The organism is Curtobacterium sp. MCPF17_051 (assembly GCF_003234595.1).
Lineage (GTDB): Bacteria > Actinomycetota > Actinomycetes > Actinomycetales > Microbacteriaceae > Curtobacterium > Curtobacterium flaccumfaciens.
Map to the genome: position 1 here is coordinate 104,911 of NZ_QKSE01000004.1, position 24,535 is coordinate 129,445.

At 71.3% G+C, this 24,535-nt stretch carries 19 protein-coding genes and 1 other RNA gene; 9 read left to right on the forward strand and 11 right to left on the reverse strand.

Annotation, left to right across the window (positions count from 1 at the left end):
* Window positions 1-322: 322 nt before the first annotated feature.
* The 5 genes from DEJ35_RS04300 (at window position 323) to DEJ35_RS04320 (ending at window position 8,914) form a co-directional block, all read left to right on the forward strand.
* Window positions 323-3,022 carry a LuxR family transcriptional regulator gene (locus DEJ35_RS04300; RefSeq protein ID WP_111192118.1) on the forward strand — a complete coding sequence of 900 codons (2,700 nt, stop codon included), beginning with the start codon at window positions 323-325 and terminating at the stop codon, window positions 3,020-3,022.
* A 421-nt stretch (window positions 3,023-3,443) separates the two neighbouring features.
* Window positions 3,444-5,258, forward strand: coding sequence for a glutamine--fructose-6-phosphate transaminase (isomerizing) (glmS, locus tag DEJ35_RS04305; RefSeq protein ID WP_111192119.1), 1,815 nt, complete (start codon window positions 3,444-3,446; stop codon window positions 5,256-5,258).
* A 163-nt stretch (window positions 5,259-5,421) separates the two neighbouring features.
* Window positions 5,422-6,135: a M50 family metallopeptidase gene (locus DEJ35_RS04310; protein ID WP_181435507.1), complete on the forward strand. Its 714-nt coding sequence runs from the start codon at window positions 5,422-5,424 to the stop codon at window positions 6,133-6,135.
* 88 nt (window positions 6,136-6,223) lie between these two features.
* Window positions 6,224-7,609 carry an O-acetylhomoserine aminocarboxypropyltransferase/cysteine synthase family protein gene (locus tag DEJ35_RS04315; protein WP_111123456.1) on the forward strand — a complete coding sequence of 462 codons (1,386 nt, stop codon included), beginning with the start codon at window positions 6,224-6,226 and terminating at the stop codon, window positions 7,607-7,609.
* A complete protein-coding gene (locus tag DEJ35_RS04320) occupies window positions 7,610-8,914 on the forward strand; it encodes an LLM class flavin-dependent oxidoreductase (RefSeq protein ID WP_111192120.1) in 1,305 nt (434 codons plus the stop codon).
* A gap of 16 nt (window positions 8,915-8,930) precedes the next feature.
* Here the strand turns inward: DEJ35_RS04320 and DEJ35_RS04325 are convergent, their stop codons facing one another.
* The 7 genes from DEJ35_RS04325 to DEJ35_RS04355 form a co-directional block, all read right to left on the reverse strand.
* Window positions 8,931-9,791, reverse strand: a complete 861-nt coding sequence (locus DEJ35_RS04325) for a hypothetical protein (RefSeq protein ID WP_111192121.1) — start codon at window positions 9,789-9,791, stop codon at window positions 8,931-8,933.
* Between the two features lie 161 nt (window positions 9,792-9,952).
* Window positions 9,953-10,329, reverse strand: a transfer-messenger RNA (tmRNA) gene (gene ssrA / locus DEJ35_RS04330).
* Window positions 10,330-10,424: 95 nt separating this feature from the next.
* On the reverse strand, window positions 10,425-10,901 hold the full coding sequence (smpB, locus tag DEJ35_RS04335) for an SsrA-binding protein SmpB (RefSeq protein ID WP_027465851.1): 477 nt from the start codon (window positions 10,899-10,901) through the stop codon (window positions 10,425-10,427).
* 131 nt (window positions 10,902-11,032) lie between these two features.
* Entirely contained in the window at window positions 11,033-11,947 is a 915-nt protein-coding gene (gene ftsX, locus DEJ35_RS04340) for a permease-like cell division protein FtsX (RefSeq protein WP_027465852.1), read from the reverse strand.
* Window positions 11,944-12,699, reverse strand: coding sequence for a cell division ATP-binding protein FtsE (gene ftsE, locus DEJ35_RS04345; protein ID WP_017888215.1), 756 nt, complete (start codon window positions 12,697-12,699; stop codon window positions 11,944-11,946). Before ftsE ends, ftsX begins: the two co-directional genes overlap by 4 nt.
* A 61-nt stretch (window positions 12,700-12,760) precedes the next feature.
* A complete protein-coding gene (gene prfB / locus DEJ35_RS04350) occupies window positions 12,761-13,870 on the reverse strand; it encodes a peptide chain release factor 2 (RefSeq protein WP_071244840.1) in 1,110 nt (369 codons plus the stop codon).
* 138 nt (window positions 13,871-14,008) lie between these two features.
* The gene (locus tag DEJ35_RS04355) at window positions 14,009-14,503 is read right to left on the reverse strand and encodes a GNAT family N-acetyltransferase (protein ID WP_220032925.1); all 495 of its coding nucleotides are present in this window, start codon (window positions 14,501-14,503) and stop codon (window positions 14,009-14,011) included.
* A gap of 58 nt (window positions 14,504-14,561) precedes the next feature.
* On the opposite strand from DEJ35_RS04355, the gene DEJ35_RS04360 reads away from it, so the two are divergent.
* Window positions 14,562-15,197 carry a hypothetical protein gene (locus DEJ35_RS04360; protein WP_110859074.1) on the forward strand — a complete coding sequence of 212 codons (636 nt, stop codon included), beginning with the start codon at window positions 14,562-14,564 and terminating at the stop codon, window positions 15,195-15,197.
* On the opposite strand, the gene DEJ35_RS04365 is transcribed toward DEJ35_RS04360, so the two are convergent.
* The 4 genes from DEJ35_RS04365 to DEJ35_RS04375 all read right to left on the reverse strand — a co-directional run bounded on the left by DEJ35_RS04365 (window position 15,190) and on the right by DEJ35_RS04375 (window position 17,452).
* Entirely contained in the window at window positions 15,190-15,675 is a 486-nt protein-coding gene (locus tag DEJ35_RS04365; RefSeq protein WP_111192122.1) for a hypothetical protein, read from the reverse strand. The two genes, DEJ35_RS04360 and DEJ35_RS04365, sit on opposite strands and share 8 nt — an antisense overlap.
* Window positions 15,676-15,677: 2 nt before the next feature.
* Window positions 15,678-15,875 (reverse strand): hypothetical protein, encoded by a 198-nt coding sequence (locus DEJ35_RS16945; RefSeq protein ID WP_111090468.1) that lies wholly within the window; start codon window positions 15,873-15,875, stop codon window positions 15,678-15,680.
* A 197-nt stretch (window positions 15,876-16,072) separates the two neighbouring features.
* Entirely contained in the window at window positions 16,073-16,255 is a 183-nt protein-coding gene (locus tag DEJ35_RS04370; protein WP_110859076.1) for a hypothetical protein, read from the reverse strand.
* Between the two features lie 15 nt (window positions 16,256-16,270).
* Window positions 16,271-17,452: a cysteine desulfurase family protein gene (locus tag DEJ35_RS04375; RefSeq protein ID WP_111090469.1), complete on the reverse strand. Its 1,182-nt coding sequence runs from the start codon at window positions 17,450-17,452 to the stop codon at window positions 16,271-16,273.
* A 59-nt stretch (window positions 17,453-17,511) separates the two neighbouring features.
* On the opposite strand from DEJ35_RS04375, the gene DEJ35_RS04380 reads away from it, so the two are divergent.
* The 3 genes from DEJ35_RS04380 to glgB all read left to right on the forward strand — a co-directional run bounded on the left by DEJ35_RS04380 (window position 17,512) and on the right by glgB (window position 24,326).
* Window positions 17,512-19,620, forward strand: a complete 2,109-nt coding sequence (locus tag DEJ35_RS04380; RefSeq protein ID WP_111192123.1) for a glycogen-debranching protein — start codon at window positions 17,512-17,514, stop codon at window positions 19,618-19,620.
* Between the two features lie 174 nt (window positions 19,621-19,794).
* Window positions 19,795-21,795, forward strand: coding sequence for an alpha-1,4-glucan--maltose-1-phosphate maltosyltransferase (locus tag DEJ35_RS04385; protein ID WP_181419987.1), 2,001 nt, complete (start codon window positions 19,795-19,797; stop codon window positions 21,793-21,795).
* Window positions 21,792-24,326 carry a 1,4-alpha-glucan branching protein GlgB gene (glgB, locus tag DEJ35_RS04390; protein WP_111090470.1) on the forward strand — a complete coding sequence of 845 codons (2,535 nt, stop codon included), beginning with the start codon at window positions 21,792-21,794 and terminating at the stop codon, window positions 24,324-24,326. Before DEJ35_RS04385 ends, glgB begins: the two co-directional genes overlap by 4 nt.
* Window positions 24,327-24,535 lie beyond the last annotated feature (209 nt).

Below are 24,535 nucleotides of genomic sequence, written 5' to 3' on the forward strand. Positions count from 1 at the left end.
GGTCACGTGATGCTCTCGGATTCCCTAGATCCGGACGGCGGAACAGACCGGTCGTGTTCGTCCGAAGACCCTAACCCGAGGGGTGATACAGACGATGACATCATCGTTCCCGAGCGGAACCGAGTGCACCCACACTCGTCGACCGCATCCAATCCACGACAGTTCCGGCGCGCGCTCAGTCGCCGCCGCTCGTCCGCACTCCGCCACGGTCACCCGCCGTGCAGCAGTCCGGTCCGCCTCCGTGCGCCCCGTCGCAGCGACCCCCGTGTTCGCCGACGCCCTCCTCGCAGCATCCACCTCCGGACCCGGAGGCCGGTGAGTCATGGCACTCACCGGTCGACGTCTCGAGGTCGACCGGATCGCGACCCTCGCAGTGCTCCCACGGGAGTCCGCGATGGTCGTGGTCGGCGACCCTGGTTCCGGACGCAGCAGCGTCCTCGACGCGGTCTCGAACCGCGTTTCCCTCCCCGTCGTCCGGGTCGGTGTCAACGGGAGTGAATCCCGCTGGCCACTGGCCGGGGTGACCTCCCTGTTCACCGCGCTCGACGACCCCCGAGCGACCGCGCACATCGCCCACCTGCTGCAGGCAGGCGGGACCGCGGCCGCCGTGACGGCCGGGCTGGCGGCGGCGCACGACTTCCTCGACGCCGTGCACGCCCTGACCCTCCCGCCGACGCTCGTCCTCATCGACGACCTCGACCGGATGGACACGGAGAGCCAGGAACTCATCGCGTTCCTCGCCGGACGACTCGCGGGCACCGCCCTGCGCGTCGTGGCGACGGTCCGCTCGGTGCCGTCGGACGGTCCGCTCGCGGCCCTGCCGACCCTGCGCATCGAACCGCTGCCGTCGGACGAGGCCCTGGTCCTCGCCCGGGCCATGGCACCGGCCGAGGCGAACGACGGCGTCCTCGCCGTCCTCGCCGAGGAGACCGGTGGCAACCCCGGCGCGCTCCGCGAACAGCTCGCGGTGCTCACCCGGGAGCAACTCACCGGTGCGGAGCCGATCGTGCTCCCGCTCCGACCCACTCCGATGACCGAGGCCATCGCGGCGCTCGCACTCGGGCCCGCCGCGGGACGCGATCTGGACGTCCTCGCGAAGCTCGCCCTGGTGCCCGTCGCGAAGACCACGGCGTGGGACCGGGACGAGCTGGACGACCTGGTCGGGGCCGGTCTCGCGACCGTCCGCGGACAGAGCGTCACCGTCCGGCACCCGCTGGTCCGTTCCGCGCTCTACTGGCGGATGCCCGCCCGTGACCGTCGTGCGGCACACGCCGAGCTGGCCACGGCGAGCGCGGAGAGCGACCCACGGTCGGCCGCGTGGCACCGGAGCTTCGTCGACGACGTCCCCGACGTGGTCGCACTGCTCCAGGCTGCACGGTCGTACGTCGTGGACGGCAACGTGCACGCAGCGATCGCGCTGACCGAGCGTGCCCTGCACGTCGGTGGCGGGACCGAGGACGAGCACGTCGCGCTCCTCGGGGTCGCGGAGGCCATGCTCGGCAAGCGCTTGCTCGGCTTCGCCGCGCGGTACCTCGCGGCGCTCCGTCCGTTCCGGACGACGCCGGACGAGGTCCGCCGGCTCCGGCTGCAGTACTCGGCCGAGTACCTCAGCGGTGACGCCGTGCACGCGGACGAGCTGCTCGTCCCCGTCGACGCGACCGACCCGGCCGAGGTGGACGCCGTCGCCGGTCTGATGGCCATGGTGGCGTGCTTCCGTGCCGAGGCGTGGGAGCTCGACCAGGCGAAGGACCTGCTGCACCGGATCGAACCGCTCGAGGGGTCGGCGTCCGCGCACACCCTCGAGATCGCGACGACCGCGCGGGAGCTCATCGCTGCCGTGGACGGCGTGCTGCCGCCCGACACGGAGCTGCACGACGGGCTCGCGACGTCGGAGCTCGTGGCGATGTCCGACCCGGCCCTGCTGCTCCTCGCCCACGCGCTGAGCATCGGCGAGCGCTACCGGAGCGCGCGACGGGTGTTCGCACTCGTGCTCGCCCGGGGGCAGGAGACCGCAGCGGTGTGGACCGAGGCGGCGCGCTACCTGACGGCCGAGAACGAGGTGCGCTCCGGCAACTTCCGGCAGGCGCTCCGCGCGATCGACGTCTGGGAGTCCGGTTCGTCCGTCGCCGAGCGGTTGCGTGAGCCCTCCCGCGCGATCGCCGTCGCGTGGCGGCACTTCGCCGAGGGGCGTTCCGCCGAGGCGCTCGACGTCGTGGACCGGTGCCTCGAGCACCGTTCGACGAGTCGGCTCTGGGGTGCGACGGCGAAGCTGCACGCGCTCCGCGGCAAGGTCCTGCTGCTCGACGGCCGCCTCGACGAGGCAGCCACCGCGCTCGAGGCCGCCGACGCCATCGGTCGGTCGCTCCGGAACCCCGCGGTGCTCCGGCACCTCGGTGACCTGGTCGAGGCGTACGTGCGTCTCGGACGGATCGACGACGCGCGGACGATCACGGCCCGTCTGGCGGCGGACCACCATGCCCGTCCCGGGCGCTGGGGTGCCCTCGTGCTGGCGCGGAGCCTCGCACTCGTCGCTGACGACACCACCCGCGAGACGGCTCGTCGCCGTGCGCTGGAGCTGTTCCAGCCGCACGACTCGCAGTACGAGCGGGCTCGCACGTTCGCGGCGCTGGCCGCGGTCGGCAACCCGGCTGAGCGTCCGCGCCTCGGTGCGGCGGCCGCAGCGGCGTACGAGGCGGCCGGCCTGCGTCGACCGCTGGTGACGCCGGCGCCGGCTGCGGCGATGCCGCAGTTCGGCACGGGCTCGTCATCGATCCGGTCCGCACCGGTGCTCTCGCCGGCGTTCCCGGGGACGCCGCGCAGCGCCCCCGACGCGTCGGCGGTGCTCACGTCGCTGACCGCCGAGGAGCGTGCGGTGGTGCAGAAGGTCACCGAGGGCTACCGCAACCGCGAGATCGCCTCGTCGCTGTTCATGTCGCAGCGCACGGTGGAGCTGCGGCTCACGCAGATCTACCGCAAGGTCGGCGCGCGGTCGCGATCGCACCTGGTCGCGCTCCTCACGTAGGAGACGCACCACAGGACGGAGGGGAGGCCCGGTACCAGCTGGTACCGGGCCTCCCGTCCGTCGTCCCTCGCTTGGTGCGCCGGCGGTTGCGGGAGTCCGCACGCGACCGCAGCGCGGTGTGCCCCCGCACGCGGGGAACCGCAAGAGCGTCCGACGGGTGTTGCCGTGTGGTCGGCGGCGGGTGAGGCTTCTCCTGCACCGACCGCCGTGCCCCTCCCCCGGGGGCCAGCCCGCGGTACCTCGTCCGGTACCCGAACCCCTCGGCCCAACGACACCGACGTCCGTCCTCGCCTGATCCGAGGACGGGCGTCGGTTCCCGGGCCGGGAGGCCCCGGACGCGCGGCAGACCCGACGGCGGTCGGTGCCGCACCAGTCCCACCTCCCCGTTCCACCCACCCTCGTTCCCCCGAAGGGACAGCCGATGTGCGGCATCATCGCGGCCCGCGTGTCTGACGACGCGACCCCCTACCTGCTCGACGGACTCGAACGACTCGAGTACCGCGGGTACGACTCCGCCGGCATCGCCGTCCGGACGGCCGCCGGCCGCACCGAGACGATCCGCTCGGTCTCCCGCGTCGGCGACCTGCGCACCCTCGTCGCTGCACGCTCCGGTGACGCGCTCACCGGCGTCGGCATCGGCCACACCCGCTGGGCCACGCACGGTGCCGTGCGCGAGGCGAACGCGCACCCGCACGCCGACTGCACCGGCCGGATCTCGATCGTGCACAACGGCATCATCGAGAACGCGGACCGGCTGCGGCAGACGCTCGAGGCGCAGGGCCACCGCGTCCGGTCCGACGTCGACTCCGAGGTCATCGCGCACCTGGTCGAGCGGGCCCTGGCGGTCGACCCGGACCTGATGCTCGCGGTGCAGATCGCGACGGCGCAGCTCGAGGGCTCCTGGGCGATCGTGGTCCTGGACGCCCGGGACGGCCGCATGGTCGTGGCGGCGGACCGTTCGCCGCTCGTCGTCGCCCGCTCCGGCCGTGGTGACTTCGTGGCGAGCGACATCGGCGCGATCGCCGAGTGGTGCGAGACGTTCGTGGCGCTGCGCGACGGCGACGTCGTCGAGCTCGGTGAGGCCTGGACGTGGTCGTCCGACGGCATCACGGTGCCCGTGCCGTTCCCCACGCCGTCCCCGTTCGCCGCCGCTGCGCTCGACCTCGGCGACCACACCGACCACATGGCGAAGGAGATCGACGAGCAGGCCGACGTCGTCGCCACGATCCTGGACCGGGTGGCCCGGCGCACCGCCGACGGCAGCATGTGGGTGGGTCTCGGCCTGGCCGGCTTCCACCGGCTGGCGATCGTCGCCTGCGGCACGTCGTTGAACGCCGGTCAGGTGATCGCGACCGCACTGCGCGGGATCGGCGGGGTGCCGACCGACATCGTCGTCGCGAGCGAGGCCGAACAGGCCGTGCTCGGTCCGGGCACCCTGGTCGTCGCGATCAGCCAGTCCGGTGAGACCGCGGACGTGCTCCGCGCCCTGGACCGGTTCGAGGACCGCCACCCGGTGCTCGCACTGACGAACAACATGCACTCCTCGCTCGCCCGACGGGCCGACGCCGTGCTCGACTGCCACGCCGGCCCGGAGATCGGGGTCGCCGCCACGAAGACGTTCACGGCGCAGGTCGTCGTCGGCGTCGCGGCGATGATCTCCGCGATGGTGGCCTCCGGCCGCATCGAACCGTCACGCGCGCAGGTGCTCGTCGACGAGCTGCTCGACCTGCCGGCCCGGATCGAGCACGCCGCGCGGGTGTCCGCCGAGCGGATGCCGCTGCTGGTGTCGAGCGTCAAGGAGGCGACGGGCTTCCTGTTCCTCGGCCGCGGCGCCGGGCTGCCGTACGCCGCCGAGGGCGCCCTGAAGCTCAAGGAGCTCAGCTACCGCTGGGCCGAGGCGTACCCCGCCGGTGAACTCAAGCACGGGCCGCTCGCGCTGGTGGACGACGGCACCCCGGTGGTCGTCATCGACCACGGTGAGCCGAAGATCCAGTCGGCGATCGCCGAGGTCCGGGCCCGCGGTGGCTTCGTCATCACGATCGGCGGCGAGTCGGCGGACATCCCCGCGCTCGGCCGCCGTGGCACCGGTGACCTGGCCTGGGGTGCGATGACCGCGCCGTGGGGTCCGCTCGAGGCCGTCGTGCCGCTGCAGATGCTCGCGCGGGAACTGGCTCTGCAGCTCGGGTGCGACGTCGACAAACCCCGGAACCTCGCGAAGTCGGTGACGGTCGAATAGCCGGGCGCCGACGCGTGAACCGCCTGACGGTGTTCCTCGCCGTCCTCACCGCCCTGGCGATCACCGGCACCGTGGTCCTGGTCACGGTGGCGCTGACGACGCCGGTGCTCCCCTGACGCCGGTCCCGCAGGGTCTTCCTGGGCGGGGCTGCGATGCTGGTCACTTGACCACCGCAGCCCCGCCCCTCGTCTTCGTCGCGCTCCTCGTCGGCGCCGTCCTGCCGTTCGTGCCGTTCGTCGGCCGGGTGGCCCGCATCGCCGCGACCATCGCGCACGAGGTCGGGCACGCGATCGTCGTCGTGCCGTTCGGCGGGCGGATCCAGCGGATCGAGCTGCACCCGGACGGGTCCGGCGAGGCCTGGGTCCAGCTCAGCCGGGTGCCCGGCGGCATCCGGTGGCTCGTCCGGATCCTGAACCTGTACGCCGGGTACAGCGCACCCCTCTGGGCGGGGGTGCTCCTGGTGACCGGGGTGCTGCACGGCTCCCGCTGGCTGCCCGTGGTGGTGCTCGCGGTCATCGGGCTCGTCGCGCTGGCGTTCGTCCGGAACTGGTTCGGCCTGCTCGTCGTGCTCGGCTTCGACGCGCTCGCCCTCTGGGTGGCCGTGCGCCCGTCCGAGACGACCGTCCTGGTGGTCGCCGCCGTCGGGGCCTTCTTCGTCGTCGACGGCCTGCGCTCGGTGGTGCAGGTCGGGCGCTGGCTGGTCACCGGCGCCAGGGTGCAGACCGACTTCCACATCGCCGCGGCCGAGATGCGGGTGCCGGCGTCCCTGTGGTTCGTGCTGTTCGTCGCCGTGAACGCCGTCGCGGTGTGGCTGGCGCGCGAGCCGCTGCTCCAGGTCTGGGACACCGTCGTCACCGGGGTCCGCGCGCTCGTCTGAGGCTGCGCTCGCGTAACCGGGGGCCGCAATCGCCTGTCCGCGCCGAGGGGCTGCGAGGCTACCGCCAGACAACCCCCGGAGGTGTCCCATGGCGACCGACGACCACGGCTTCGCGACCGAGCAGGTACACGGCGGCTTCGTGCCCGACGCCGGGCACGGCGCCCGGGTCCCCGCGATCCACATGTCCTCCGGGTTCCTGTTCGACGACTTCGACCAGGCCCGCGACCGCTTCGCCGACACCGACGACGGCTACACCTACACGCGCCTCGGCAACCCCACGAACGCCGACGTCGAGCGTCGCGTGGCGCTGCTCGAACGCGGTGTCCAGGCGATCCTGGTCGGCAGCGGTCAGGCGGCGGCGACCGTGGCGTTCCTCGGCCTGCTGCAGGCCGGCGACCACGTCGTCAGCGCCCGGAGCATCTACGAGGGCACCCGCGGCCTGCTGCTGCAGAACCTCGGCCGACTCGGCATCGAGGTCGACTTCGTCACCGACGCCCGCGACCTCGACGCCTGGGCCGGCGCGGTCCGACCGAACACGAAGGCGTTCTTCGCCGAGACGATCCCGAACCCGAAGAACGACGTCCTCGACATCACCGGCGTCGCCGAGACCGCACACCGCGCCGGCGTCCCGCTGATCGTCGACAACACCCTCGCCACGCCGTACCTGGTGCGCCCGGTCGAGCACGGTGCGGACATCGTCGTGCACTCGGCGTCGAAGTTCCTGTCCGGCCACGGAGCCGGACTCGGCGGTGTGGTCGTGGACGGCGGCCGGTTCGACTGGACCGTCGCCCCCGAGCGCTGGACCCACCTGACCACTCCCGAGCGGTCCCTCGGCGGCGAGAGCTACGTCGAGCGGTACGGCAACCGGGCGTTCGCCGTGTTCGCCCGCGACGTCGTCGCCGCACGCATCGGCCCGGCGCCGTCCCCGTTCAACGCGTTCCTGCTCCGCCAGGGCATCGAGACGCTGTCGCTGCGGGTGGAACGCCACTGCGCGAACGCGCTGGCCGTCGCGTCCTGGCTGGACCAGCAGCCGGAGGTGACGAGCGTCGATCACGCTGGCCTGGCCTCCAGTCCGTTCCACGACCTCGCCCAGCGCTACCTGCCCCGCGGGGCCGGCTCCGTCTTCGCCTTCACGCTCGCCGGTGGCGAAGCCGCCGCGCGGGCGTTCATCGACGCCGTGCAGCTGTTCAGCCGGATGACCCACCTGGGCGACGTGCGCTCGCTGATCCTGCACCCGGCCACCACCACGCACGCCGGCCGCACGGCGGAAGAGCGAGCCGAGCAGGGCATCAGCGACGGCCTGATCCGCCTGTCGGTCGGCATCGAGGACGTCGCGGACCTGCTCCGCGACCTGGGACGCGGGTTCGCCGCGGTGCGGTCCGCAGACGCCGCCGCCGGCCTGGAGGCACGTGGAGCGTCGGACGCGCAACGCACGGCCGCCGGTGGGTCGGCACTCGACCGGCAGGAGCGCTGAATGGCCGAGCTGCAGCACTTCGGGTACTTCTTCTCGCGCGGCTTCGGCCCGCAGGCGTGGGGACGGTCCGACTGGGACTGGGGCCACGACTGGACGAAGCCGGAGCTGTACCAGCAGTCCGTCCGGACGCTCGAGCAGGCCGGCATGGACCTGGTCATCGCCGAGGACGCCGTCTCGCTCGGCTCCCCCGCGACCCTCGACCTGCGCATCCGGCAGGCGTACGGCGGCCCGAAGCACGACCCGCTGCTGCTCGCCCCGTACCTGTTCGCCGCCACCTCGCACATCGGCATCGCACCGACCGTCAACGCCGGCATCACTCCGCCGTACCTGGCGGCACGGCAGTTCGCGACCCTGGCGCACCTGTCCTCGGACCGCCTGGGCATCAACGTCGTCACCGACGTCGGCAGCGCACGCCACGCCGGCCTGCCGCCGCTGCCGCACGACCAGGCGTACGACCGCGCCGAGGAGTGGATCACCCTGCTCCGCCGGCTCTGGCACTCGTGGGGCGACGCGTACGTCGGCGCACCCGACTCGTGGCACTTCGCGGACGGGGACGCCCTCGACGCGTTCCACCACGAGGGCGCCCACTTCACCGCCGACGGTCCGCTCAACGCCCTGCCGCTGGCGTCGGACCCCGTGGTCGTCTCCCCCGGTGGCTCGGGCCGCGGGCTCGCGTTCGCCGGCACCCACTCGGACGTCCAACTCGCCCTCGCGCCGCTGTCCGCCGCCGCCGTGACGGACTACCGCGCCCGGGTGATCGCGGCAGCCGAGGCCGCAGGGAGGTCCACCGCGGACCTGCGGATCCTGTTCGTGCTCAAGCCCGTGATCGTGTCCTCGCCGGAGGAGGCCGACCGCATCGTCGCGGCGTCCGAACACCCCACCGACGAGGCCCTGCGTACGGCGGCGATCGCCTGGTCGAGCGACTCCGAGACCGACCTGCTCGCGCTCGACCTGGACGCCCCGGTGCCCGACGGCACCTTCGGCGAGCACGTCTCGGCCGGCACGATCCGCGGGCTGCTCGGGGACACCCCGGACGCGCCGCTGCGGGAGCTGCTCACCCGCAAGGCACGGCAGGGGCGGATCGCGTCACGCTCGGGCTTCGTGGGGACCGCCGACGAGTTCGCGGACTTCATCGAGGAACTCGGCAGCGACGCCGACAACGACGGGATCATCTTCTCGGGCGACCTGCACCCGGCGCAGATCCACCGGATGTTCGGCGACCTGGTGCCCGTGCTCCGGCGCCGCGGCCTGCTGCGACGGGAGTACGGCGCCGGCGGGATCCGGGCGAACCTGTTCGACTTCTAGCTGGTGCGGCTGCGAGCTACTTCTTCTTCTTGGACTTCTTCTTCCCGTCGTCGTCCTTCTTCGACTTCTTCTTCCCGTCGTCCTTCTTGGACTTCTTCTTCTTGCCGTCGGCCTTCGCCGACTTCTTCTTGTCGTCGTCCTTCTTCTTCGACTTCGCCTTGCTCGTACCGGTCGGCAGCGGCAGGACGGCCGGCACGGCCTCCGGCTCCGCCTGCGAGGCGTCGGCGTCGGCGTCGGCGTCGGCGTCAGCGGACGCAGCCCCGGGCTCCGGCGACTCCACCCCGTCGATCGGCTCGACGACCACTGCCGAGCCGGTGTCCAGCTCGACGCCGACCGCGTGCTCCTCGAGCACCGGTGCCAGGGCATCGGCGACCCGCTCGACCGACAGGACCGCGTCCGCCTCGGCGAGCCGGAGCAGGGCCTGCGCGGTCCGCACCCGGGTGGTCGCCTTGCGCGCGAGGACGTCCGACCGTGCCCCCTCGAGGAACGTGCGCAGGGCGCGTTCCACGGCGGAGCGTCCGCGCGGGGCAGCGCGGTCGAGTCGATCGAGTTCCCCGGCGACCCCGGAAACATCGTCCGCGACGTGTTCGTGGCGGACCGACTCGATGAGGGCGGCGATGGCTGCGGCGGCGCGTTCGACCCCTGCGGCCCGCTGGTCGAGCACGACGAGCATCTCGACCACCGAGCCGTACGTGACGGTCTCGAGGCGAACCGGCTCCGCGCCACGGCCGCGCACGACCAGGCGGGTGTCGGGGTTCGGCAGCCATGCGGCGAGGGCGGCGACCGTGGCGACGGAGCCCACGATCCGCTCGTACTCGCTGAGCACCACTCGTTCCTGCTCCCGCAGACGGACACGGATCGCGATCTCCTGCACCACGTGCTGACCTCTCGTTCGGGTTCGACGCGAGCGTGTTCTGCGCGCCTGCTCCGGAGCGTAGTCCTCGGACGTGGCGGAACAGCGAACGCCCCGGCACTGTCCAGGGACGGTGCCGGGGCGTTCAGGTGGCGCAGCGTGACAGCGGTTCGTCGTTCGGCGAATGGTGGAGATGGGGGGAATCGAACCCCCGTCCATCGCTGCAATTCGACGTCTTCTACGGGCGTATCCGGTTAGTTCGTTCTGCTCGGCCCCGTCCTTTGCTACCGGCTTCTAGGACGACGGGCCCAGTCTCAGTGCAAGTCCCGCACGGCCCTGAGGCGCAACCGTGCAGCAAGTCCTCTGGATGACGCCGGTATCAGGTTAGAAGACGATCACCTGGCCGACGGACTTCATGTGCTGGGCTGCTTACGCAGCGAGAGCGAAGTCAGTGCGCTTGGAATTGGCACTTGTTGTTTTCCACGGATCGTTAACGAGATAACCGTGGGTCCTCGGCCCGCTTCCCGTCGGCACACAGGCAATGTCGAAACCGATCATCCCCATGCGGGCCGGACGTGCGAGCCGCTGTCACGCTGTTGAGTTGCCAATGCCCCTGTCGGAGCAGTCCCTCAGTCTAGCCGAGGAGATACGTCGGCGCTACTCGCCGACGCGGTTCCGGGTGCGCATGGCCCGCTCGGCCTCACGCTTGTCGGTCTTCTCGCGCAGCGCCTGGCGCTTGTCGAACTCGCGCTTGCCCTTCGCGACAGCGATCTCGATCTTGGCCCGACCGTCGTGGAAGTAGATCTGCAGCGGCACGAGCGTGTACCCGCCCTGGGCCGTCTTGTGCGAGATCTTCACGATCTGCTGCTTGTGCAGGAGCAGCTTGCGCTTCCGTCGGGGCGAGTGGTTGTTCCACGTGCCCTCGGTGTACTCCGGGATGTGCACGGCGTCGATCCACGCTTCGCCACCGTCGATGTAGGCGTACCCGTCCACCAGGGACGCCCGCCCCATCCGCAGGGACTTCACCTCGGTGCCGGACAGGACCATGCCCGCTTCGTACGTGTCCTCGATGAGGTAGTCGTGCCGGGCGCGACGGTTCGTCGCGACGATCTTCTCCCCGCGTTCCTTCGCCATGACGACTCCTCTCGATGGTGACCGGTGCAGTGTGCTGCGTGGGTCTTCCCGCGCAGCCCTACAGACTACTCAACACGAAGCGGGCGGCGCACCTTCCCGGCGCGCCGCCCGTTCGCGGATGCTGTGCTGGGTCAGACCTTCAGGTACCGGCGGATGGCGATCGACGCCGACGCCGCGGCGAGGAGCACGCCGATCACGATCACCGCCGGGACCACGATGGCCGCGTCCCCCATGCCGATGAACGCCGTGCCGGTGAAGCGCTCCGCCAGGAAGTTCCGGACGAAGAACCAGACCACGGCGGTGATCGCGCCACCGGCCAGGACGGCTCCGATGGCGGCGGCGATCACCCCCTCGAGCACGAACGGTGTCTGGATGAACCGGTTCGACGCACCGACGAGCCGCATGATGCCGAGCTCTCGCCGTCGACTGAACGCCGACAGACGGATCGTCGTCGCGATGAGCAGCACCGCCGCCACGAGCATGAGGGCCGCGATGCCGATCGCCGTGTACGACGAGGCGTTGAGCAGGTTGAAGATCGGCTGCAGGTACCCGCGTTGGTCGACGACGCTCTGCACGCCGGCGACCTTCGACAGGCTCTCGACCAGGACGTCGGCCTGCGAGGGGTTCTTCAAGTTCACCCAGAAGGTCTCGTTCAGGTACTCCGGCTTGACGAACTCCGTCGCGGCCGAGTCCTTGAACTGCTCCTTGAACCGGGTGAAGGCCTGGTCCTGGTTCTCGTAGTAGGTCTTCTCGATGTACGGCTTGAGCGTCGACGAGTCGAGCTGCGCCTGGACCTGCTCGCGCTGGTCCGCGGTGGCCTTCGCGCCGGTGCAGTTGCCCGTGGTGTCGGTGTCGGTGCACAGGTAGACGGCGACCTGCGCCCGGTCGTACCAGTACCCCTTCATCTGGTTGATCTGCATCTGGAGCAGGATCGCCGTGCCGACGAAGGTCAGGGAGATGAAGGTCACGAGGACGACGGAGACGACCATCGACGCATTGCGCCGCAGGCCCGAGCCGACCTCGGACATGACGAGCCCGAGCCTCATCGGATGAGCCCCGGGATCGTCTGGATGCCGGTGGTGTTGGACACGGTGCCTCGCTGGATCGGGACGGCCTGGGTCTGGTAGCCGCCGGACTGCTCGTCGCGCAGGACGGTGCCGTTCGAGAGCTCGATGACCCGACGCTGCATCTGGTTCACGATGCTGGCGTCGTGCGTCGCCATCAGCACGGTGGTGCCTCCCTGGTTGATGCGTTCGAGGAGCGCCATGATGCCGGCGGAGGTGGTGGGGTCCAGGTTTCCGGTGGGCTCGTCGGCCAACAGGATCGCCGGCTTGTTCACGACGGCGCGGGCGATGGCCACACGCTGCTGCTCACCACCGGAGAGTTCGTGCGGCATGCGGGTGGCCTTGCCGGCGAGCCCGACGAGCTTCAGCACGTCGGTCACGGCCTCGCTGATGAAGCCCTTGCTCTTGCCGATGACCTGCAGCGAGAACGCCACGTTGTCGAACACGTTCTTGTTCGGCAGCAGACGGAAGTCCTGGAAGACCACACCGAGGTTGCGGCGGAAGTACGGGACCTTCCGCGATGCCAGGGACCCGAGGCGCTGCCCGAGCACGTGGATCTGCCCACTGGTGGGCTTCTCCTCCTTGAGCACGAGGCGCAGGAAGCTGGACTTGCCGGAACCGGACGCGCCCACGAGGAACACGAACTCGCCCTTGAGGATCTCGAGGGTGAGGTTGTCGAGCGCCGGACTCGGGTTGCCCGAGTAGACCTTGGTGACCTGGTCGAATTTGATCATGACCGGATCAGGGTAGGTCGCCCCGCTTGGAAAGCAAGCGAGGCGCGCGGCTCACGAACCCCTACTCGGCGGCGGATTGCTTGCGCCAGCGGATGCCCGCGTTGATGAAGCCGTCCAGATCACCGTCGAACACGGCTGAGGGGTTGTTCACCTCGTGCTCCGTCCGGAGGTCCTTGACCATCTGGTACGGCGCCAGCACGTAGGAGCGGATCTGGTCGCCCCAGCTCGCCGTGATGTTGCCGGCGAGTTCCTTCTTCTTCGCGTTCTCCTCTTCCTTCTTCAGGAGGAGCAGGCGCGACTGCAGCACGCGCATGGCGGCAGCACGGTTCTGGATCTGCGACTTCTCGTTCTGCATCGAGACGACGGTGCCGGTCGGGATGTGCGTCAGGCGCACCGCGGAGTCAGTCGTGTTGACGGACTGCCCGCCGGGGCCCGACGAGCGGAACACGTCGACGCGGATGTCGTTCTCGGGGATGTCGATGACGGCGGTCTCCGGCATGAGCGGGATGACCTCGACCGCGGCGAAGGACGTCTGGCGCTTGCCTGCGGCACCGAACGGCGACATCCGCACCAGGCGGTGGGTGCCGGCCTCGACCGACAGCGTGCCGAACGCGTGCGGGGCGTCGATCTCGAACGTCGCGGACTTGATGCCCGCTTCTTCGGCGTACGAGGTGTCCATCACGGTGGTCTTGAAGTTGTGCTGCTCGGCGTACCGCAGGTACATGCGGAGGAGCATCTCGGCGAAGTCCGCCGCGTCGACACCGCCCGCGCCGGCACGGATCGTGATGACCGCGGGACGGTCGTCGTACTCGCCGTCCAGGAGCGTCTGCACCTCGAAGTCGCCGATCATCTTCTGGATCGCCTTGAGCTCGGCGAGGGCTTCGTCGGCGGACTCCTGGTCGTCACCCTCGTTCGCCATCTCGACCAGCACCTCGAGGTCGTCGATGCGCTGCTCGGTGTCGGTGATCTTCTTCAGCTCCGACTGGCGGTGCGAGAGCGCGCTCGTCACCTGCTGCGCGTGGTCGACGTCGTCCCAGAGGTCCTGGGCCCCGGCCTGCTCGCTGAGGTCGGCGATCTCACGCTGCAGGCGGTCGACGTCGACCACCGAGCGGATGTTGCCGAAGGTCTCGCGAAGGGCGGAGAGCTGCTCGGTGAAGTCCAGTTCGACCATGGTCATCGATCCTACCGGCGCGAGTCCGACTCGGCCGACCGGGAGGCCCGGTGTCGGTCCGTCCCGCTGGTCGCGGTCTTCCCCCACGCGCCCTGCACCCCCGCTCCGTCCCCGCAGCACCGGATGACCGGCGCTTCGTCATCCGGGCCTCCGGTGCGACCTGGCGATGGCGTACCGTCGCAGCCGCACGCCTCCGCGGCGCTCGGTCGACAGCAGGACGGCGTCGTAGTGCTCCAACACCCCGATGGAGCCGTCGTTGTCATCGCGGCAGACGGCGATCACCGGGTCGATCCCGACGCGCGATGCGTGCGCGAGCACCTGGCCCAGCGCCCACGTCGCCACGCCTCGGCCCCTCGCCGACGGGCGGATCCCGTACCCGACGTGGCCGAACCGCTGCACGCCGTCCGCGTCTCCCGGAGCCCGGAGTGCGATCCCGCCCAGGACGCGGCCGTCCTCGACGATCCACCAGAGCGCTCCGGGTCTGGCGTGCAGTCGTCCGACCCAGGTGCGGAACCCGTCCTCGTCGCCGACGTCGTCGTGGGCGGTGATCCCGAAACCGTCCTCGTGCACGCCCGGCCCCCACTCGGCATGCGCTTCGGCCCACGCCTCGTACAACGCCGTCTGCGGTCTCACCAACTCGAGCATGTCCAAGTATCACAACGAAGCGGGTCGGTACGTCAGGACCAGAACCATGACCAGCCCCGCAACCGACCCAGCCGGAGCCGATCGATGGGCAGCCGCCGCCCGGCTCGCCGACGGCCAGAGCGACGACGGGTTCCACCGTCGCCGGACGCGCGTGTTCGTGTGGGTGGGGGCACTCGTCCTGGTCTCGTGGGCGGTCGGGGTGGTCCTGGCGCTGGTGCTGGTGCCGGCCACCGGGAGCAACCACGCGAGTGGCGGCGGTGGCGTGCAGCTGCTCCTCCAGCTCCTGCTGTTGCTGCTCGGGCTGGTCGTCGGCATCGTCGGTTTCGTGTGGGCGTACCGCTCCGGTCACTACGTCACTCGCTGGCGATCGGTGAGCAGCCCGCTCTCGCGCGCTGAGCAGCGGTCGGTGCGGCGTCAGATCGCCGGCAAGGAGCCGGTCGACGACGAGCACGCGGACATCGTCACCGCGGTCGCCGTGCAGAACCGTCGAGCCACGCTCGGCATCCTGCCGATCTTCGGCGCCCTGATGCTGTTCGCCGCGTCGACAGCGGTGAGCACGGACAGCGTGGCCATCAAGCTGCTCGAGCTCGTCGCGTCGCTCGCGTTCGTGGTCGGGCTCGTGCAACTCGCCTTCCAGTACCGGCGTGCCGGGCGCTTTCTCTCGGAGCGGCCGCTCAGCTGACGCCGTCCGCAACACTCGGCCGTCGGCGGCGTCGGCGCCTCAGGGCCAGCAGGAGAATGACCAACGACGCGGCTCCCCCGAGGAAGACCCCCGCTCCGATCCACGTCGTGACGAACGTGCCGTGCCCGAAGAGCGCGTTGATGAGCATGCCGAGCCCCACTGCCACAGCCGTGAGCAAGCCCGCGCAGGTCGGTTCGAGCCACGGAGGCGACAGGAGCGACCGTCGGTCGACCGGCAGGCCGCGGTCCAGTCGAGCGCGCGCAGCTTTCTCGCGGTCCTGGATCGCGATCCCGATCGTCGGTCCCCAGAACGCCACCGTCGCCTGGCTGCCGTCGGGATCGACCAGGTTCAGGATCGCCATCGTCGCCACCGCGCCGCTGAGGTACCACCAGGGGAAGACCCGACGGATCGGGACGGCCCAGCGGCTGTCCGGCCGGGTGCCGTTCCGAGGGTGGCGCTCACCGCTGTTGGTGGCCATGGTCAGCGCTCCCGGCGCAGCCCTCGGATGAGCAGAGCGGTGCACACCAGCATCGTGCCGGAGAGGAGCATCGCGGCCCCGAGGACGGCAGTCGGTGTCCTTCCTGCGGCCACGAGCAGGACGATCCCGATGAGAGCGAGCGGATCACCGACGAGCAGGCCCACCAGGTCGGCGCTGCCCTCTGGTCTCGGAGTGGTCACGAGATCAAGCTACTGGCGCGCACGTGCGAGCTTCGCTTCGAACGCCGCAGCGATCTCGTCGTTCCACTCGGTCGAGCGGTACCAGTTGTCGTCCCGCGGCGGTCTGACGCGCGCTGGACGGCGGACGTCCCCTGCGTCGTGTACGTCGTCCTGCCCCAGCACCACGAGCAGCAGTATGCCCTGGAAGGGGACCGGCGTCAGCGTCGCAGCCGAGATCGCCGGTGTCCCACCCAGGCACTGACCAGGACGACGACCGCGCAGACGAGGGTGACGAACCCGAAGGGCCGGGATCCCGCCTGGGCGAACAGCGCGACCGAGACCCCGAAGAACACGATGCCGAGCAGGGCGAAGACGACCCACACGGCGGACGAGCGAAGCATGCCCGGAGTCAACCACTACCGCCCGAGCAGCGGCTCCCTCGACGCCATCCCCGCGGCACCGGCCCGTGCGACGGCATCCGGCAGCGCCGCCAGGAACGCGTCGACGTCGGCATCGGTGGTCGTGTGGCCGAGCGTGATCCGGAGCGCACCACGGGCGTCCTGCTCCGACAGCCCCATCGCGAGCAGCACGTGCGACGCCTCGGGCACACCGGCCTGGCACGCCGATCCGGTCGAGACCGCGACCCCGGCGGCGTCGAGCAGGAACAGGAGCGAGTCGCCCTCGCACCCGGGGAACGTGAAGTGCGCGTTGCCCGGCAGCCGGTCGACGGGGTCCCCCATCAGCACCGCTGACGGCACGGCTGCACGGACCCCGGCGATCAGCCGGTCCCGCAGGGCGACGAGCGACGGGTGCGGCATCGGCTCGGCGACGACCGCGCTGGCCGCCACGCCGAAGGCCGCAGCCGCCGGGGCGTCCTGCGTGCCGCTCCGCACCTGCCGCTGCTGCCCACCACCGTGGATGAGGGGCTCGACGGTGGCCTTCCGTCCGAGCACGAGCGCACCGATCCCGACGGGCCCACCGACCTTGTGCGCGGAGACGCTGAGCGCGTCGAGGCCGGACCCGGCGAACGACACCGGCACCTGCCCATAGGCGGCGACCGTGTCGCTGTGCACGGGCACGCCGGAGGCGTGCGCGAGCTCGACGATCCGTGACACGGGCTGGATGGTGCCCACCTCGTTGTTCGCCCACAGGAACGTGACCAGGGCGACGTCCGAGGCGTCGGCGAGCCGCGCCTCCAGTCCGGCGAGGTCGACGCGACCCTGCGCGTCCAACGGGACCACGTCGATGACGGCGCCCTCGTGCGTCTCCAGCCAGGTCAAGGTGTCGACGGTGGCGTGGTGCTCGCCACCCGGGACGACGATGCGGGGCCGCCGGCGGTCGCGCTGGCGAGCCCAGAACAGGCCCTTCACGGCGAGGTTGATGCTCTCGGTGCCGCCGGAGGTGAACACGACCTCCACCGGGTCGGCGTCGAGCGAGCGGGCGACGGCGGCGCGGCCGTCCTCGAGCAGCATCTTGGCGCGCTGACCGGCGCTGTGGATGGACGACGGGTTGCCGACGGTGCCCAGGGCATCGGTGAAGGCGGCGAGCGCCTCCGGCAGGATCGGCGTCGTCGCGGCGTGGTCGAGGTAGACCGACAAATGCACCCCCTGGATCGAGCAGTGTCCAGGATACGCGCCGGTCCTCGTACCCTTGTCGCGTGCACGAGACAGCGATCGACCTCACGCCGGGGTTCTCCCTGGGCGGGACCGTCCCCCGGTTCACCCTGCGGTCCGCGACGGCGACGGGCGTCGTCCTGGTCGTGGCGAGCGCGGGAAGCGCCGACGGCGCGGACGGTGCCGACCGCACCGACGGCCGGCCGACCCGACACCCGCTCGAGCGGGTGCCGGACACGGACGTGTGGACCGGCGAGGTCCCCGGGATCATGCCCGGCGACCGCTACCACCTGCTCGTCGACGGGCCGGTCGGGCCGCGGCACGAGTTCGACCCGACGCGTCCGCTGCTCGACCCGTACGCGCGGGGCATCCTGCCGACCGGCGACGAAGAAGCGGCCGGTCCCCGCTGGACCAGCGTGGTCGTCGACGGCGCCTTCGACTGGGGCGGCGTCGTGAAGCCGCAGGTCCCGCTCGACCGCGCCGTCGTGTACGAGGCGAACGTCCGCACCCTGACGGCAGCGAACCCGCACCTGCCGGAGCACCTGCGCGGCACGTACGCCGGGGTCGCCCACGAGACCACGATCGCGCACCTGCTCCGCATCGGCGTCACCACGCTCGAGCTGCTGCCCGTGCAGGCGTTCGACACCGAGCGGTGGCTCCGCGACGCCGGTCGTCAGAACGCCTGGGGCTACAACACGCTCGGTTTCTTCGCCCCGCACGCCGCGCACGCCTCGGCGCCTGCGCAGCAGGAGGGCGCCGACGCCGTCCTGCGCGAGTTCAAGGGCATGGTCCGGCTGCTGCACGAGGCCGGCATCCAGGTCGTCCTGGACGTCGTCTACAACCACACCGCGGAAGAGGGCCTGGGTGGTCCGACGACGAGCCTGCGTGGCATCGACGGTGCGAACCGCTACCGCTGGGCGCAGACCGACCCGCCCCGCCGGGACACCTACTACGACACCACCGGGTGCGGGAACACGCTCGACACCTCGGTCGAGGCGACGGCGGACCTCGTCGTCGACAGCCTGGTGTACTGGGCGCGCGAGGTGCAGGTCGACGGGTTCCGCTTCGACCTGATGGCCGCCCTCGCCCGCGACGGCGAGCACCGCTTCGACCCGTCGCACCCGCTGCTCGAGCGCATCCGGAACCACCCCGACCTGCAGGACACCCTGGTGATCGCCGAGCCGTGGGACGTCGGCCCGGACGGCTGGAAGACCGGGGCGTTCGGCGCGGCCGGCCAGCGCACGAGCGAGTGGAACGACGGGTTCCGCAACACGGTCCGCCAGTTCTGGCTCACCGACATCGCCGAGGAGCGCCGCACCGGCCTGCCGCAGACCGGGATCGGCGCGCTCGCCGGAGCCCTGACCGGCTCGCGTCACGTCTTCGGCGCCGACCGCGGCCCGCTGGCGAGCGTCAACTTCGTCACCGCGCACGACGGCTTCACCCTGCTCGACCTGGTGTCGTACGACGGCAAGCACAACGAGGCCAACGGCGAGGACAACCGTGACGGCTCGAACGACAACCGCTCGTTCAACCACGGCATCGAGGGTGACACCGCCGACCGCGGGGTCCGCGCCGCGCGTGGTCGGTCGATGCGCAACCTGGTGGCGACGCTGATGCTGTCCGCCGGGGTGCCGATGCTCACCGCCGGTGACGAGCGGAGCCGCACGCAGCACGGCAACAACAACGCCTACGTGGTGTCCGACGACCTGACCCCGGTGGACTGGTCCGACGACGAGGACGCTGAGGCGATGACCGAGGCCGTCGCCGCGCTGGCCCGGTTCCGGCAGGCGCACCCGTCGCTCCGACCCACCCGCTTCGGCGTCGAGGGGCAGGAGACCCCGGGGGCCTCGCGGATGTCCTGGTACGGACCCGACGGGCACCCGATGACGATCGAGGGCTGGGACCAGCCGGTGCACCGCGCCCTGCAGTACTTCGTCGAGTCGACGCCCGAACACGAGCCCTTCGACCGCGTCCTGGTGGTGGTGCACGGCAGCGGCCGCACCCGCGACCTGACCCTGCCGGTGCGCGAGGACGTCCTCGGGTACCGGCTGGCCTGGTCGAGCGAGAAGCACCGCGACCACGAGCGCCTCCGACCTGCCGGGCAGGTCTTCACCGCCTACGGCCCCGGCATCCACCTGTTCGAGGTGGCGTAGCGCCGAGCAGTCGGGTGCGGCCCGGCGCCGCGACCGGCCGCGGGACGCCAGGCCCCTGGCGGCTCCGCCACGGGCCTGGCGTCCGGTCCTCCACAGGCTCCACGGCGCGCCCGGCCCGCCACAGCGGGCCGATTCCGGGGAACGCGGAGCCGCCCGCCGGGTAGCGTCGCTTCCGTGGCCACCGCAGACCGACCCCGCCGCCCGAAGATCGGGCGCATCCCGATCACCGAGCTCGCCCCGAGGACGCCGAACGGCTTCCCCGGCAAGGCATTCGACGGCGAGGTGATCACGTTCGGTGCAACCGTCTTCCGAGAAGGACACGGCATCATCGGCGCAGACCTCGTCCTCGAACGCCCAGACGGTGGAACCCGCACCGTCCCCATGACCCTCGGTGCCCCCGGCACCGACCGCTACGAAGCCACGGTGCAGGTCGACCACGTCGGCGTCTGGACCTGGCACGTCGAGTCGTACTCAGACGACTGGGCGAGCTGGCTGCACGGCGCACGCCTGAAGATCGCGGCCAGTGTCGACACCGAGGCGACCCTGCTCGACGGCGCCGTGCTGCTCGACCGACTGGCCGAGGAGACCGACTCCCCCGCCGCCACCCGTGCCGCCGCACGCGTCCGTGACACCGACCTCGACCCGGCCGAACGCCTGGCCGCCGTCGACGACCCGCGCATCGTCGCCGAGGTCGAGGAAGCACCGCTCACCTCGCTCCGCACGCACTCCGCCACCCAGCTGCTCGACGTCGAACGCACCCGCGCCGGCGTCGGTGCCTGGTACGAGTTCTTCCCCCGCTCGGAAGGCGCGAAGAAGAACCCCGACGGCTCCTGGAAGAGCGGCGACTTCCGCACCGCGGCCCGCCGTCTGCCCGCCGTCGCCCGGATGGGCTTCGACGTCATCTACCTGCCGCCGATCCACCCCATCGGCACCACCGCCCGCAAGGGGCCGAACAACACCCTCACGCCCGGGCCGAACGACCCCGGCAGTCCCTGGGCGATCGGCTCTCCCGAGGGCGGGCACGACGCGATCCACCCCGACCTCGGCACCGAGGACGACTTCCGCGGCTTCGTCGAGACGGCGAAGAACACCGGCATGGAAGTGGCGCTCGACTTCGCACTGCAGTGCTCCCCCGACCATCCCTGGGTCACCCAGCACCCGGAGTGGTTCACACAGCGTGCCGACGGCTCCATCGCGACCGCCGAGAACCCGCCGAAGCGCTACCAGGACATCTACCCGATCCAGTTCGACACCGACCCCGAGGGCCTGGTCACCGAGGTCGAGCGCGTGCTGCGCCACTGGATCGACTTCGGCATCCGGATCTTCCGCGTCGACAACCCGCACACCAAGCCGCTCTGGTTCTGGGAGCGGGTCATCCGTGAGATCCGCGACGAGCACCCCGACACCGTGTTCCTCGCCGAGGCGTTCACCCGCCCGGCGATGATGCGCGCGCTCGCCGAAGCCGGGTTCCAGCAGTCGTACTCGTACTTCACCTGGCGCAACACCAAGGACGAGATCGAGGACTACTTCACGGAGCTCTCCCACGAGACGAGCGACTACCTGCGCCCGAACCTCTTCGTGAACACCCCCGACATCCTCACCGAGTACCTGCAGTTCGGCGGCCGTGCCGGCTACAAGGTGCGCGCGGCGCTCGCCGCCACCGGTGCACCGACGTGGGGCATGTACGCCGGCTACGAGCTCTTCGAGGACGTCGCCCGACCGGGCTCCGAAGAGAACATCGACAACGAGAAGTACGAGTACAAGCCGCGTGACTTCGCCCTGGCCGAGGCCGAAGGTGCGTCGCTCGCGCCGTACGTCACGATGCTCAACCGCTTCCGGCAGGCGCACCCCGCGCTCCGACAGCTGCGGAACCTGCACGTGCACGCCGCCGAGGACCCGGCGATCGTCGTCTACTCGAAGCACCTGTCGGGCGAGTACATCCGGTCAGGACGCCCCGACACCGTGATCGTGGTCGCCAACGTCGACCCGCACTCCGCCCGTGAGACCACCGTGCACCTGGACCTGGCCGCACTCGGTCTGCCGACCGAGGGCCTGTTCGACGTCCGTGACGTCGTGACCGGTCAGCGCTGGACCTGGGGCGCGTCGAACTACGTCCGCCTGGATGCGTTCCAGGAGCCCGTGCACCTGCTCGTCGTGGAAGGACCCCACCGATGACCAACGACCCGACCGACCCCACGAAGCGCGGACCGGCCGTCCCGCCGGTGCCGCCTCCGCCGCCGGCCGTGCCGCGGTACGAACCGAAGGTGTCCGCGCCCGACGAGGACCTGCCCGGAGCCCCGCCGGCGCAGCGCGAGGCGCCCGACCGCGGGGTGGCGGAGTCCGCCACGCTCGCCGGGCACCCCGCCGATCCGACGCACCCGCGGCAGCCGTCCGTCGCAGCCGCCTCGGCGTCCGACACCCCGACGGCCCCGACCGGGGGCGCCGCGCCCGTGGTCCGGCCGGCCTCCGTCGAGGCTCCGGTCGCCCCCACCGCGGCTGCCTCGGCTCCGGCCGCCGCCGGTACGTCCACGGATCCGCGTCCGGCTCCGATCGAGGACTGGCTGCGTCTGCAGGTGGCCGAGGGCCGCTGGTCCCAGCCGCACGACGTGCTCGGCCCGCACCCGGTCGACGGCGGCACCAGCGTCCGCGTCGTCCGGCACCTGGCCCGTGCGGTACGGATCGTCCGCCCCGACGGCGACGACATCGAGCTCACGCACGAGGGCGACGGGCTCTGGGCCGGCGCCACCGCCGGCCCGCTCGGTCGCTACCGCGTCGAGTCGGAGTACGACTACGACGAGTCCACGGACGAGGACGACGCCACGTGGACCACCGACGACGCGTACCGGTTCGCCCCGACGCTCGGCGAGCTCGACCTGCACCTGTTCGGCGAGGGCCGTGACGAGCAGCTCTGGCACCACCTCGGCGCACACGCCCGCACCGTCGACGGGGTCGACGGCGTCGCGTTCGCCGTCTGGGCACCTCGGGCGACCGCCGTCCGCGTGATCGGCGACTTCGAGGGCTGGGAAGGCCGCACCACCGCGATGCGCCGTCTGAGCGACCTCGGCGTCTGGGAGCTGTTCTGGCCCGGCGCCGTCGTCGGCCAGCGCTACAAGTTCCAGATCCTCACCGACTCCGGGTGGGTGGAACGCGCCGACCCGTTCGCCCGCGAAGCCGAGATCGCCCCGGCGACGGCTTCGGTCGTCACCGAGTCCACGTACACGTGGTCCGAGGGCGACGCCGCCTGGATGGAGCGCCGCGCCCAGACCACCACGCACGACGCTCCGATGAGCGTCTACGAGGTGCACCTCGGCTCCTGGCGCCCCGGCCTGTCGTACCGCGAGGTCGCCGACCAGCTCATCGGCCACATGGAGTACACCGGCTTCACCCACGTGGAGTTCCTGCCGCTCGCCGAGCACCCGTTCGGCGGCTCGTGGGGCTACCAGGTCACCGGGTACTACGCACCGACCGCGCGCTTCGGTTCGCCGGACGACCTGCGCTACCTGATCGACCGTCTGCACTCCGCGGGCATCGGCGTGATCATGGACTGGGTCCCCGGACACTTCCCGAAGGACGAGTGGGCCCTCGGGCGCTTCGACGGCTACGCGCTGTTCGAGCACCCGGACCCCCGCCGCGGCGAGCAGCTCGACTGGGGCACCTACGTGTTCGACTTCGGACAGCCGCAGGTGCGCAACTTCCTGGTCGCGAACGCGCTGTACTGGTTCGAGGAGTTCCACATCGACGGCCTGCGGGTCGACGCGGTGGCCTCGATGCTGTACCTCGACTACTCCCGCACCGACTGGCTGCCGAACATCCACGGCGGCCGCGAGAACCTCGACGCGATCTCGTTCCTGCAGGAGACGAACGCGACGGCGTACAAGCGCTACCCCGGCATCGTGATGATCGCGGAGGAGAGCACCTCGTGGCCGGGCGTGACGCAGCCGACGAGCGCCGGCGGGCTCGGCTTCGGGCAGAAGTGGAACATGGGCTGGATGCACGACTCGCTCGAGTACGTGCAGCGCGACCCCGCGTACCGCAGCTACCACCACGACGAGATCACGTTCTCGTTCGTCTACGCCTTCAGCGAGCAGTTCACCCTGCCGATCAGCCACGACGAGGTCGTGCACGGCAAGGGTTCCCTGTACGGCAAGATGCCCGGCGACGAGTGGCAGAAGCTCGCCAACGTGCGCGCCTACCTGGCGTTCATGTGGGCGCACCCCGGCAAGCAGCTGCTCTTCATGGGCCAGGAGTTCGCGCAGCCCTCCGAGTGGTCCGAGGCGAAGGGCCTCGACTGGTGGCTCCTCGACCAGCCCGGCCACCGCGGTGTGCAGGACCTCGTCGCGGAGCTCAACCGCGTGTACAAGGACTCCCCGGCGCTCTGGACGCACGACTCGACGGCCGACGGCTTCGAGTGGCTCGAGGGCGGCGACGCACCGCACTCGACCCTCGGGTTCCTGCGGAAGGACGGCGACGACCGGGTCGCGGTGTTCGTGAACTTCTCCGGCGTGCCGGTGGAGCGCCGCTTCGGGCTGCCGACAGCGGGCGAGTGGCACGAGGTGCTCAATACCGACGCGGCCGAGTACGGCGGCTCCGGGGTCGGCAACCTCGGCGTCGTCACGGCGGAGGACACCCCGTGGGCGGGCCGCCCGGCCTCAGCGCACCTCGTGGTCCCGCCGCTCGGTGCCGTCTGGCTGAAGCTGGCCCAGTAGCCCGGCCAGCGACCGCGACGCGATCGACCGACAGACGGGAGGCCCGGTGCCAGCTGGCACCGGGCCTCCCGTCTGTCCGACGCCGCGTCCACCGTGATGCGCGAGACGCCGTCGTGTCCTCGAGACGCCCCGGACACACCGAGACGCCGCCGGGTCCGGCGGCGTCTCGGTGTGACGACGGCGTCTTCTCCGCCGCGAGGACCCTGCCG

Coding starts and splice junctions, on each gene's coding strand:
- DEJ35_RS04370 (WP_110859076.1), bottom strand. CDS start 16,255: ATGCTTCGCTCGTCCGCCGTGTGGGTCGTCTTCGCCCTGCTCGGCATC.
- prfB (WP_071244840.1), bottom strand. CDS start 13,870: ATGGTCGAACTGGACTTCACCGAGCAGCTCTCCGCCCTTCGCGAGACC.
- ftsX (WP_027465852.1), bottom strand. CDS start 11,947: ATGAGGCTCGGGCTCGTCATGTCCGAGGTCGGCTCGGGCCTGCGGCGC.
- smpB (WP_027465851.1), bottom strand. CDS start 10,901: ATGGCGAAGGAACGCGGGGAGAAGATCGTCGCGACGAACCGTCGCGCC.
- DEJ35_RS04300 (WP_111192118.1), top strand. CDS start 323: ATGGCACTCACCGGTCGACGTCTCGAGGTCGACCGGATCGCGACCCTC.
- DEJ35_RS04315 (WP_111123456.1), top strand. CDS start 6,224: ATGGCGACCGACGACCACGGCTTCGCGACCGAGCAGGTACACGGCGGC.
- DEJ35_RS04365 (WP_111192122.1), bottom strand. CDS start 15,675: ATGGCCACCAACAGCGGTGAGCGCCACCCTCGGAACGGCACCCGGCCG.
- glgB (WP_111090470.1), top strand. CDS start 21,792: ATGACCAACGACCCGACCGACCCCACGAAGCGCGGACCGGCCGTCCCG.
- ftsE (WP_017888215.1), bottom strand. CDS start 12,699: ATGATCAAATTCGACCAGGTCACCAAGGTCTACTCGGGCAACCCGAGT.
- DEJ35_RS04320 (WP_111192120.1), top strand. CDS start 7,610: ATGGCCGAGCTGCAGCACTTCGGGTACTTCTTCTCGCGCGGCTTCGGC.
- glmS (WP_111192119.1), top strand. CDS start 3,444: ATGTGCGGCATCATCGCGGCCCGCGTGTCTGACGACGCGACCCCCTAC.
- DEJ35_RS04360 (WP_110859074.1), top strand. CDS start 14,562: ATGACCAGCCCCGCAACCGACCCAGCCGGAGCCGATCGATGGGCAGCC.